Genomic DNA, 11,883 nt, shown 5'->3' with positions numbered 1-11,883 from the left:
TCTGTTACGACAAGTTTTAGGTATCGTAAACTTTCAATATTTACCAATTAAGTATTACACTTCAATTTCATTTATATTCTGATGAGCTTTGAGCCAAAGTTCAAATTTAATCAGATCGGCACGACCTAGTGTTGTATACGATAGCCATTCATGATCCAGATTCTCAAAGGCAATATCTGCTTCCGGAATTATACTTTTCACATATGCGTTCAACTCATCCAGCACCTCAACGCGCGTATCAAATATCATCAGCCTGAGAAGGATTTTAGCTACTTTATCAGCATCTATTTCTTTACCGAGCTTATATTTTGATCGTATATTTCTTACAGCTTCAGATATAAGGGTACTTCGTAAAGTGTGAGAAACAAACGCTAACCAATTGGAAAAAATAACCTTATCTTGCTGTTGTTTAAGGTTGTTCAACAACCTTAAAATAAGTACAGCTGCATCCTTCATCATGATGGGCAGAAATGTGGCAGTAACAGCAAATGCACCTGCTTGCATAAAGGCATCAGATAGCAACTTCACATAGCCATAATTTGGCATCGTACTACAGGCAGAAATAAATACCAATGGTGCGCTGATACCTCGCGAAATTATTTCTTCTCCCGTTAACCGAATCTTATTTTTACCGTCAACGACAAGGAAACTCGAAAGTTCCTTCCCATCAAAATCTCCGTGACAGTCAAAAATTAGCAAATCTGGTTTAAATGAATGAACTTCAGCCTCTATTTCATCAACAGTTTTACAAAATACGCTTTTGAAACCAATAGCCATCTGCTTTGCTGAAATCCCTCCAAAATAGCGGTGCATGTCATGATCATCTTCGCTTGCACAATGTATAATAAGTGTTCTCTGCAATATATCACTCGATATCTGGAAGGCCAGCCTTTGATTGTGAATGTAGTTGTTCATCAGACTGCTAAAATTGAACTCGGGTATACGGCAGATGTCATGAGTGAAACAAAGTGGATATTTCTCCATCTTCAACCATTCCATTGGCAAATCCGAAATAAAAACAATCTGCCCATTTCTTTCTTCAAGGTATTCTTTTAATTCTGGAATCATCATTTTCTTTCGCATTAGTTCACCAATAGTTTCGATTTTTTTTATAGCCTGCTTGCGGGTGGAAAAAGCATTTTCAAAATGTGACAGATCCATATTAAGAGATTTGCCCATAATTGGCATCCTGAACATAGGAGAGTTTGCTAGTTGAGCATGAAGATACCCAGCGTAGTCTACGAAATTTAGCCTTTGGGTCAGGCCACTTAGCGTTTCTCCGATGACATCACTCTGTAGTTCCCTTTGCACATCCTCGTTGACCATATAGGTGTAATCCAGCTCTTGCTCCGTCTGCGACACACGGAATAACATTTTTTGTCTCTTTGTTTCAAATGGATTTGTGACTAACTTTTTATACTTTGGAAAATGAAATGGCGCGATGATCACTATTGGTGGATATAGAGGTTCTATCGGCACTGCTGGCTCTTTTATCCGAATAACTTGAGAAAGACCATCAATTACAGTAGCCTGATCCAGTTGAATCAAGGCTTTCCTTTTAGTGAACATCAGCATCTTCTCTTTATCTGGCCATTCATGTTTTTTCAACCAATCATTTGCAAGAATCTGGTTCAGAAGGAAATAATTGGAATGACTATACGCTGTCGGATAAAAGGGATTTAGTTCATCTACTTTTGGATTGATATCAAAATTAAATGTTCCAATTTCTATGTCATGTTCGCGCCTTAAAATCCCATTTATTTTCGGCAAATCTCTTTGTAAAAGCTTGATCAGGCCCTGTGCGTCCGCAAAAAAATTTTCCGCATTATAAAACGCCCTATTCTCCTCATCAGCATCATCAATTATTGTATAATAACCAAAGCTTGTATCCGCAACCAGATGTCCTATCTGTTCGTGGTTACTGATGCTGCAATCAATGAAAAATACCTTAACGAGATCCATGTTAAATAATCCAGAATATTCATTAAATAGAGTAATATTCATAGTGCGATCTCCAGCAAATAACTTTGCCTGCAAAAGGTATAGGTTAATACCTCTACTAAGACCAGAGCGAAATAACAAATCGTAATAGCCAGCAGCATCTTCTAACTGCAGAAGGTCTTTAGGAAACTCCCGTAAAATGTTCAAAACCATATTATGGAAATATGTATATTCATTTGGAGCTCCGCCACTAAATAAAGTATACTGTATTTGCGTAGGTGAAACAATCGACAGTTTTGAATTTAAATCTTTCATAAAATTAGTTTGGCTACGTTATAGTACTGATTATTCTATTAATTAAAAAAAAGAATGTAAAATTGTATGTTTATTCATGGAGGGACAACCCAAGTGCAGATTGTATCTATTCGACATCAATAGTCAACCTCACCTTCCCGGTTCTCTATCCAATAAAAAATGGTACCCTACAATCCAGTGTATCTTTTTCCGAAAAGGTTGATATTAGTACTATTAAGTATTTATTTGGTGTAAAACTATTATTCTAAACTAAAATCGCCAATGCAGTTTAGTAACAGGGATTCTAAAATGCTAAATCATTCCAAAGTTTTTATAGGCTTCCTGAGAATAAATTCCTTCTCCATAACCATTAGGCTTATTGTTAAAAGTAAAACGAAGAGCATCCTGCAATACCTTTTTATTAAAAGGAATATGAATAGCAGAGGCACTTCTGTCCGCGATCCTAGTACGTAAAGCGTTAGGAAGTTTTGACAAAAGCGGGCTACAGTTATAAATTGGTGTACTAATATCCACGTATGTTATTATTAAAGGTATCTTGCAGGTATCAACGGCATATTCAATCTCAAATGGTACCCAGTCGTCGTCATTCTTTGTAGTTTCACCAATAATAAGTATCATGTTCTTACTACTATTAAGTCTCTCTTTTAATCTTCGCCTCAATGTTTCTTTTGAGCTGGTGTCTCTGACAGCGGCGGTTTTATCGTGGCTGTTCACAATTGTGAAGTTATCACCTACTTTCCCCGACCAAGCCTTAATTAAATTATAATATTTGATATCCGAATGAAGTGGATAATCTGTTCCATTTGCATGGAATGCTACGTAAGTACCGTTTCTATAAGCCATAATAATTAGTTTTTTCCTATGGTAAATAATTTTTTAACAGATCACGAACCTCAAAGAGGTTTACTGCAAATTCTTCAGCATCACTAGGATGAACAACAATGATCAGCTTCTTGCTAAAAACATTATGTTCACTGGATTGGGTAAATGACTGAGCTAAACGTGCAATTACCCTTTTTCTATGAGTCTTAAGCCTTCCTCGACCTGTGCCAACCAGAGGTAAAACAATCGGATCATTTTCACCTTTGGCAATTATATAATCCCAAAGACCGTCCAGAGAAGTAAGTACTTCCTGCAATGTTGAACCTGCTGTATTATCATAATTTAGATTTGACATAGCCAGCCAATAAAAGGTTTCTCCCATAATATCCATCCGTACTGTAGTACCAAGCGGATACTTTTTATCTTTTCCGGACCTTTTTTGATATACCACGGAACTCAAACCTACAAGCTCATTATCAATAAGACTATCTAGAGCCTGTATATTCTGCGGAAAATATTTTTTAGTAAATTGGCCCTGCAAACTTCCTTGTGCAATAATTCCTGTTTGGATATCTGTATCGAATGTTGTATTCGTACTAATAACCTTTTGCCCCTTCTCATTAAAAATGTCTCCAATCTTAACAACTATGACCTGATCTCTTCCTGCAACTTTGTAAGTTATATTAGTAATTGGCCTTCTTGTTATAATTACAATAATCAAGGATACAACCAAGAGGACAAGAAAAGTAAATGAAGGCAGCTTGTTCTGATCCAGAAGTTTGAAAAATGAAATCATTTCGAAAATTGTCCAAAATGCGCCTAGAACCGCGAGAAACATTTTTAAGGAATCATATGTCCACAATGCGTACTCCCAATATGACTTAGTCTTGATGGACTGCCATGTATAACTTAAATTCATAATAATAGTGAAGGTTAATAGTTTTCTATCATACCAATATAGTAATTTCCTATCGATATGGTATTATAAAATAAAATAAGATATTTATTATCTCTTTAAGTATTACACATCTATTCACTGACATGCAATATCAAGTGTAGTCGCAGAACTTATTAGTCAAAAGAAAAATTTTCAGGATATTTCCATCCAATAAATTCAACGTTATCATAAAATTGCATAAAAACAATAAACATATCTTCACAATCTAAATATTGATATTTAAAAACATTAGGATTATTATACTCTCCTTTAGCTAAAATATCAGGATTTAAATCTTCCTTTAAAAGATCAACTCCAGCAATTGTGTTAATTCCATTTTCATAGATAATCCTTTTCGAAATACTTTGAATGATTCCCTTTGCAGGTTTCTCTTTATGATAAAAATATAGTCCTCGAATCATTTTTTCGATAAATAATTCAGCTTCATTCTCCTCCAAAGGTAAAAACCAATGAGGTTTTCCAGATATTGTTCCAGATCTACTTTTTTCTTCCAAATTCCTAACAAATGACAGCTTTTCTTTTCTTTCAAATCCCCTTTTTACTCTTGTATTTAAATCATTAATTGCAATCTCATTTGTTTTAAATGCCTTTATGAAAAATTGAAATTTCTCGTCTAAATCAGACAAATTGTTATTATGTTCCGAGCAAGAAGGTATCGTCATTAGATTCTCCCTATAACCTTTTGGGAAAAACGTAAAAGGAGGAACGTGCTCTCGTGTATTATTATCTGCAGGCAGATTTTTACCACACCAGTAGCATATTTGGGGTAAATTATTCTTCAATATATTTTAATTATTAGGATTTCATGCAGAATGTGTTTTTTTGCTAAAATATTATATATTTAATATAAATCTTTACTGTTTCCCGTAATCACTTTGATAAATTTAATATTTCCTGGTTATAGCAATAATCAATTTTCAAAATACATAATAAAACAGTTGTAAGAACCTTCAAGAAATAATTAAAAAATATTTCAAATTAAAGTGAACAGACAGAAATCGCGAGATCAAATACAATTAAAAACCGGTTATTTATCACATATATTCTTTCGTTCAGATTTTTTTTGCAATCACGATGTTATACGTTTGATTTTGACCCAGCTGCTTTGCAGACGTAAATACACGCCAATTTACGAACAAAATAACCATCCTTCTAATTCCGAAAAAACAATATATAACATACTGTTTTCCGAAATTTAAAAATACAAATTCCCAGCACACAACTAATATTCAGATATTTACATCGAACCAATAAACAAAATTACCATGAAGAAAAGTGTATTTGTTCTTCCATATTTCATTTTGTCACAATTTCTATCTGGACAAGTTGGCGTAAATACTCAGAATCCTGCAACAACAATGGACATAGTTGGTAATCCAGCCAGTTCAACAATTCCGGACGGATTACTGACCCCTCGATTAACAGGCGATCAGCTTAAAGCTAAAGATACAGCCTATGGTACAAGTCAAGATGGAGCCATTGTGTATGTTACACAACCCGTACAGCCCCCCACTTCAAAGACAATAAATGTAACAAGCCCTGGCCATTACTATTATGATGCGACCAACGCCATATGGAAAGCCATGATTATACAAGGCTCAGGAAACTCAGGTACCTCGGGAACCACAGGTACCGGTTTATATGCCAGTAGAGATGGAGCCTGGTCTTTAGTATCATTGGGGATTTCAGGAACAAACTGGAATAAAATCAATTTGACTTCTACAGATACAAAAACAGGAGTAGCATCACTTTTGAACGCCGGAGTGTACACAGCCCCTAAGCCAGGAATTTACGAAGTCAACTACGAAGTACAGCTGGAAGCCGGTATTGATCTTAGTGTACTGGGGGGTAAAAAATTAGGAGTCCTTAAAAATGGAACTACAGTATTTGAAGAAAAGATTTTCGATGCTGTTAGGGTTTCCATATTAGGTACTACACTTGCTGCAGTACCTGTAACATCTAGTAAGTTAAGAACTCTCGTCCAACTAAATACTGGAGATACTTTAACTTTCGCTGTGGAAACAGGAGGAGTCAATCTCGGATTGCTTACAGATGGCAAAGCTTCAGTATCCGTGCACAAAGTCACGGACTAGCAACATATCAAATATCAAAATATCTTTGTGACTCATTAGATATTACAAATGACTTGTTCCCAACAACACAAACTTATTAGTATTTAACAAAAAAACACAAAGGTCAGTCTTTACCAATATTTGTTAAGGGCTGACTCTTTAGCTTGGACAGGGCGAAAAAAAGAAAAACCACGAAACACTGGAAAAATAATATGGTTAAGAGCTTGGATATATGATTATTATATTACAATTTTAAAAGCACGAATGTCAAAGCATCTCTTCTCCTCAACATTCAAGCTCTTACCTATTATTGAATAAAAGCGAATATTTACGCCCTTCCAGCCTGCATGATTTTTTTAAAATTCCGAAGGATTTTTTCCTGTATGCTTTTTGATAAAGTTGCTAAAGTTACCCTCATTACTAAATCCAAGCTCATAACAAATTTGTGAGATATTATAATTAGAATAGCTCTTAAGTTTTTTGTATTCATTAACCAACTTTTCTATAATTACCTGTTTTGCTGTTTTACCAATAATTACTTCTGTCATCTCTGACAATTTTTTGGATGAAATATGTAATTGGCTGGAATACTCAATCACCTTCTTTTTTTCTCTATAATCACGGTGCAATAGCAGGATAAATCTGTTGACATAGTATAAATAATCATATGAAATTTCAGTGTTAACATCTTTGATAGGTAGATGTACAAATGCATCAAGTATCAATTTCTCGATAAGATTATGTACAACCGCTGCGTATAAGCTCTGATCTTTAGATTTAAAAAACTGTATCCGTTCTATAAAGCTTCTTTTAATTTCGCCTATCTCCAAAATGGGAGCAACAAAGAGGTTAGAACTATAATTAAAAAATAATTCTGAATTAAGAAATAATCCATCCCTAATTGAACGCTCATAAAAATATTGTGAAAATGCAATAGCGATCACCTGCTGATCATCAATTCCACGGAAGACAACATTTCTCTGGGGGCCTATAAAAACTATATTACCGCTCTTCACCTCATGCGATGTACACTCAACCCTCAGTTCAAGATCTTCCAAAACAATATAAATCCAAAAAAAATCGAGCGTATTAAACTCCATTATTTTCGATCTGCCTCCAACAATCGAACCCAGCCAGTTGATATTAAACCCTAGTTGATCTAACTGTTCTTTATTTAAGTACATATTTTTAATCTCAAAAATCTTTAAACCATTTGTGTATTTTGTTCAAACAGCACCGTAAATAACTGTTATAGAATATACCTACAGCCTTTGCAGTCCTTAGGTATTTTTTATTTAACTGAAAAAATTGATAGAAATACTTAACAGTATATTGAAAGTGCCATAACGAAGTTCATAGTGAAATCAACCACTACTCATTTAATAAATGCGGCTTAGTACCGGGACTATACATTTAACCATATATCCTTGTACTTGTACGGATTATTTTTAAAGCAATTGGAAATATATGAACAGAGAGGTATAATCTTCAATGTGTTTTCTCTCGTATAATTGACCAGGTGATCAAGCAGTAAGGAATAATATTCATTTTTTCTTTCATCATCTAGGACAGTTACCGTCTTATAAACAGTGATCCTGCTTTCAACAACAGCAATCTCCATATAGCCGACCTTAAATCCATTATTGATTAGCTGAATCTCTCCTTGAAAAAGATTATTTAGCTGAATTTGTGTTTTCATTTAATGTGTATGTCTTTATATCCAAAAATATTGTCAATTTCCAGCATCAAACATTTCCCAGCACATATTATACTTCTTCAACAGCCTATATCTAAATTTATAATACCCCGTATGCACTGACATACAGTTAAGTCATAGGCTAAGTAAACACTTTACTAAACTTCAGTTTATGGAAAAGAAGAATACACCGAAAAATAACGTGGTTGATCGTCTCAAAGATTGTAAGGTCAGACTTACATAATAGGCGATTGGGTCACCTTAGACAAACAGTGGAATGCTTTTTTTCATGGAAAAATATGTTTTTTGATGCAGTAAATATCATCAGAATTTTAGTATAAAAAAACGAAAGTATCTATCTATTTCCGAAAAAACAGTTATCAAAAGTTATTTTCCGAAATCAATAAAGCAATTAAAATTATTTAAATATGTTGCCAGAAAAGCCTTTTCTAGATATAGACACTTCCAAAAATCATTTAAAGAAAAATTTACAAAATATGGCCCCATTTTAACAAATTATCAGGATTTCGATACAGCTAAATTTGCGCACCGTAATTTTAAAGTATATTAAAAATGATTGTAACAAACATAGACACCATTGTTGCCAGGATGAAAACTCTTTTTATTTTATTGGTTCTTAATTGTTTATTCACCTGCAGTGGCATCATACTCAAGTCTTTGATAAAAACAGAATTGAGATGGCCGTTATTTTGTCTTTCAATCTTAATCACTTTCATTATACTAAAAGCGATGTTTAACATCAGAGTACTACAATTCGAGAATATAGGAGCTACGTTTTCTATTAAAAGCTACCACCCCCTAAAGAAAGGAATAATTTTTCCTGTACTTGAGTTCCCAGTTGCTTCGGTTCAATCATTGACGCGCGAAAATTCTTTGATGTCCGATAGCATTTTAATTACTGTGATGAATCACAATAACAAAAAAAATCGCTTCAAGATAAAAGTTACGCACTTGAGCGATACCGATTTCAAAAAAATAAGAGGTTCACTTAAGCTAAACTTACTGTAGAATTGAAAGATTCTTCCTACTATCTTATTATATAGAAATATGAATTCAAAATTAGCTGATGTCGATAATGTATTTTTGGAGGCGCAACCTGAAATACAACTTCTTTAATGAAGAAAATCATTGTGGCTTTAACATCATAAAGTAATACAGAATTTATAAATACAGAATCACTCTAAATCTCGGTCACTGAATATCTTTTTCCATTTCCCAATTGTATTTCTGCTTATCTTATAGTGATTGCCTACATGTACGTTGCTCAAACTGTTTTTCTTTTGAAATTTCAATATCTCCAGAATTGAAGCTTCATCATAGGACCGATGTTTTTGATTCAGACCTTCACTTGTAGAGTCGGACTTTCCGAATATGATCTTATTTAAATTAATTATATCTATGTTGGACAATGATTCTTTACTGAGTATTGATTCACATCCCTCTTTTTTATCCGGGAATTTTTTTTCCAGGATATCCTTAAAAATCAATTTGTAGTTTGGCATATTTCTATACATTTAGGTAGTGATTTTTTATAATCATCGTCGATTGTTATACTTATCTAACCATTTGAAGAGTGTTGTTTTAGGAATCCCATAATCCGTAATTACCTGAGCTTTGGTTTTCTCCCCATTTGTTATTTGTTCAATTATAAAATCAATGATTTCAACTGTATACAGATTCTTGCGAAATTCCGGCAGCTTACTTTTCCTGTTGTTAACTGACTTTATATCTTTTGAAGATTGCGCTTTGGGAGGAGAAAATAATATTAAATGATGGGAGTAAATCCTAAAAAAATCATACTCTAGTAATTTACTCCATAAAAGAATCTTTTCTGCTCGCAAGTCTTCCGAATTCAACATCTGCTCAATTTCATAGTCATCACACTTGAAAAAATTACAGATTCGGGTAAAATCCATTTCGCTTTCCTCAACTTTCTGCCTTATTAAGGCCCCAATATGAATATTCTTAAAATTCATTTATTAACTTTTGATTTGTCAGTTATTTTTTATCCTTTGATTTGCAATTGAGCTAAGAAATTTCTGTTTAGTCACAACTGATAAGACTGCTAAAGACCGCTTCACTGTAAAGCGCCGCATAAAAACATAGGGTGTAAATGTCGAAAGTTTCTTGATGCTATCCTAAAGCTTCATCATTCAATTTCGGAAATCAAAACCACAATTTCCCTCTCTACATTCTTAATATAAGTGAACATTTTACATCAATAATTGCGTATAAAAGAAAGTAATCAAGTGAATAAAAGTTTATCTATTTCGGAAATCGAGAAATGTAATTTCAGAATCAAGTAAATACAAAACATTGATTAATAATATATTATAAAACACCCTTAAACAACAGTAAATTTCTACGAACCCAATCCATTTATTAATTATTTACATTTGCAGACTCAAATCTAGAAAGACAAGGATCAAAAAAAAATCGACCAGGTGAACACATTAGCTAAAAACATTTATGCACTTCTGTTTATATTTTCTACTACCATTTATGGCCAGACAGCATCGTCAGAACTTACAAAAAGATTTACAACAATTGCAGAAAAAGAAAATATGGGCTATGCTAATGTAGAAGCACAGTACAGAGAGCTTGCCAAACTTTCCATAGAAAAAAAAGAATACAATGTAGCTTCTTTATGCTACGCAAATTTGGGGTATATGTACCAACGAAAAGGTAATTTTGAAAAAGCGACAGCACATTTTAAACAAGGAATAGAGGTTGGTAAAAAAGCCAATATGAAGTCTGGTCTAGCAAGCAATTTAGGCGCACTTGGAATGACTTATCAAGAAATGGGTTTCAATAAAGAAGCAAAGAGCTGTATTAATCAAGGCATATTGATTCTCGAAAATTCCAATGATAGCGATATATCAAAAAACATAACCTTGGGAAATCTTTATAGCGTCCTTAGTTTTTTAAATTTAAGCACTACAGATAAAAAATTCACTAAGCCTGAGAGTTTAAAAGTGCGTTTGAGCTTAGTTGAAAAGTCCCTAGAATATTATAGAAAAACTCCCCTCGCATACAACAAAAGATCTGTTGGTTATATCAATCTGGCCGCAATCCTTCAAGATATGGGCCACTACGATCCAGCGATTAAAGCATTAAATCAGGCATTTGAAAACAATGTAAAAAAAAATCCTCGTACTTATTCTAGGATTTATCTTGGACTTGCACAATCATACCAAGGTAAGAAGCAATACGACAGTGTCATACACTATGGAAATAAATTTTTAGAAATCGGGGATAAAAATGATTATGTGGGACGTTTAGCTATCTACGAATCATTGTCCGATGCTTATACAGCGATAAAGGAATCAAAACTTGCAGAAAAATACCATAGTAAATACCTATGCCTAGACAATAAGCTAAATAAAAATAAACTGAGATCTGTAACCAAAGAATATCAGAAAAGTTCAGAAGAAAAGAAAGAGCTAAAAGGATGTTTTATTAAAATAATTTCCCTGTCAGCTTTTGTTCTTTTGATATTAATTGTTGTATTGATCTACCAAAATAGAAAATACAAAAGTCAAAAAAAGAAGTTTTTAAATTTTCGCAACTATCTTAGTGAGTCAAAGACAACGGCTGACAGCATCGACAATAAACCTACTACAAAAATTACTGAATTGATTCATAATGATACAGAAGTACATATTTTAAAAGGTCTGGAAGAATTTGAAGCCAAATTACAGTTTACTAAAAAAGGAATTACTCTCGGTGGTATGGCAGCCGAACTACAGACCAATGTACGCTACCTGTCAGAGATCATCAAAAAACATAAGTCCGAAAACTTCACCACCTACATTAACACTCTTAGGATTAACTATATAACCCAAAAAATTGAATCTGATCCTTTATTCCAAAAATATAAAATCAGTTATCTTGCCGAGTTAGGAGGATTTGCAACCTCGCCGGCTTTTACGAAAATATTCAAAGAAGTCACAGGCATGACCCCTTCTTCCTACTTGAGGCTACTTGCCGAAGAAAAAAAATCAGATAAAAATGCCAATTAATAATATGGAGCCAATGTATGGTGAATTCCGACGAAT

General features: G+C 33.6%; 9 protein-coding genes. 2 read left to right on the top strand and 7 right to left on the bottom strand.

Annotated elements, in window-relative coordinates; genetic code table 11:
* Positions 1–54: 54 nt before the first annotated feature.
* From ACKTTZ_RS17740 to ACKTTZ_RS17725, 4 genes are all read right to left on the bottom strand, one after another.
* Positions 55–2,256, bottom strand: a complete 2,202-nt coding sequence (locus tag ACKTTZ_RS17740) for a CHAT domain-containing protein (protein ID WP_407846206.1) — start codon at positions 2,254–2,256, stop codon at positions 55–57.
* A 291-nt stretch (positions 2,257–2,547) separates the two neighbouring features.
* The gene (locus tag ACKTTZ_RS17735; RefSeq protein ID WP_407846205.1) at positions 2,548–3,099 is read right to left on the bottom strand and encodes a TIR domain-containing protein; all 552 of its coding nucleotides are present in this window, start codon (positions 3,097–3,099) and stop codon (positions 2,548–2,550) included.
* A 16-nt stretch (positions 3,100–3,115) separates the two neighbouring features.
* Complete coding sequence (locus ACKTTZ_RS17730; RefSeq protein WP_407846204.1) at positions 3,116–3,997, bottom strand: macro domain-containing protein; 882 nt, start codon at positions 3,995–3,997, stop codon at positions 3,116–3,118.
* Positions 3,998–4,149: 152 nt separating this feature from the next.
* Positions 4,150–4,818: a hypothetical protein gene (locus ACKTTZ_RS17725; RefSeq protein ID WP_407846203.1), complete on the bottom strand. Its 669-nt coding sequence runs from the start codon at positions 4,816–4,818 to the stop codon at positions 4,150–4,152.
* Between the two features lie 576 nt (positions 4,819–5,394).
* Here ACKTTZ_RS17725 and ACKTTZ_RS17720 point away from each other — a divergent pair.
* A complete protein-coding gene (locus ACKTTZ_RS17720) occupies positions 5,395–6,129 on the top strand; it encodes a hypothetical protein (RefSeq protein WP_407846202.1) in 735 nt (244 codons plus the stop codon).
* Between the two features lie 335 nt (positions 6,130–6,464).
* Here the strand turns inward: ACKTTZ_RS17720 and ACKTTZ_RS17715 are convergent, their stop codons facing one another.
* The 3 genes from ACKTTZ_RS17715 to ACKTTZ_RS17705 form a co-directional block, all read right to left on the bottom strand.
* Positions 6,465–7,292 carry a helix-turn-helix domain-containing protein gene (locus ACKTTZ_RS17715; RefSeq protein ID WP_407846201.1) on the bottom strand — a complete coding sequence of 276 codons (828 nt, stop codon included), beginning with the start codon at positions 7,290–7,292 and terminating at the stop codon, positions 6,465–6,467.
* A 221-nt stretch (positions 7,293–7,513) separates the two neighbouring features.
* Complete coding sequence (locus ACKTTZ_RS17710) at positions 7,514–7,729, bottom strand: N-acetyltransferase (protein ID WP_407849184.1); 216 nt, start codon at positions 7,727–7,729, stop codon at positions 7,514–7,516.
* Between the two features lie 1,631 nt (positions 7,730–9,360).
* Complete coding sequence (locus tag ACKTTZ_RS17705) at positions 9,361–9,801, bottom strand: transposase (protein ID WP_407846200.1); 441 nt, start codon at positions 9,799–9,801, stop codon at positions 9,361–9,363.
* Positions 9,802–10,269: 468 nt separating this feature from the next.
* On the opposite strand from ACKTTZ_RS17705, the gene ACKTTZ_RS17700 reads away from it, so the two are divergent.
* The gene (locus ACKTTZ_RS17700; protein WP_407846199.1) at positions 10,270–11,847 is read left to right on the top strand and encodes a helix-turn-helix domain-containing protein; all 1,578 of its coding nucleotides are present in this window, start codon (positions 10,270–10,272) and stop codon (positions 11,845–11,847) included.
* The last annotated feature ends 36 nt before the right edge of the window (positions 11,848–11,883 follow it).

The sequence above is a fragment of the Chryseobacterium sp. KCF3-3 genome, assembly GCF_045865955.1.
In the GTDB taxonomy this organism is placed as follows: domain Bacteria; phylum Bacteroidota; class Bacteroidia; order Flavobacteriales; family Weeksellaceae; genus Chryseobacterium.
The sequence above is the reverse complement of the archived record's forward strand: the minus strand, read 5'-3'. Positions and strand labels throughout refer to the sequence as shown.

Coding starts and splice junctions, on each gene's coding strand:
- ACKTTZ_RS17720 (WP_407846202.1), top strand. CDS start 5,395: ATGGACATAGTTGGTAATCCAGCCAGTTCAACAATTCCGGACGGATTA.
- ACKTTZ_RS17710 (WP_407849184.1), bottom strand. CDS start 7,729: ATGGAGATTGCTGTTGTTGAAAGCAGGATCACTGTTTATAAGACGGTA.
- ACKTTZ_RS17740 (WP_407846206.1), bottom strand. CDS start 2,256: ATGAAAGATTTAAATTCAAAACTGTCGATTGTTTCACCTACGCAAATA.
- ACKTTZ_RS17705 (WP_407846200.1), bottom strand. CDS start 9,801: ATGAATTTTAAGAATATTCATATTGGGGCCTTAATAAGGCAGAAAGTT.
- ACKTTZ_RS17715 (WP_407846201.1), bottom strand. CDS start 7,292: ATGTACTTAAATAAAGAACAGTTAGATCAACTAGGGTTTAATATCAAC.
- ACKTTZ_RS17730 (WP_407846204.1), bottom strand. CDS start 3,997: ATGAATTTAAGTTATACATGGCAGTCCATCAAGACTAAGTCATATTGG.
- ACKTTZ_RS17735 (WP_407846205.1), bottom strand. CDS start 3,099: ATGGCTTATAGAAACGGTACTTACGTAGCATTCCATGCAAATGGAACA.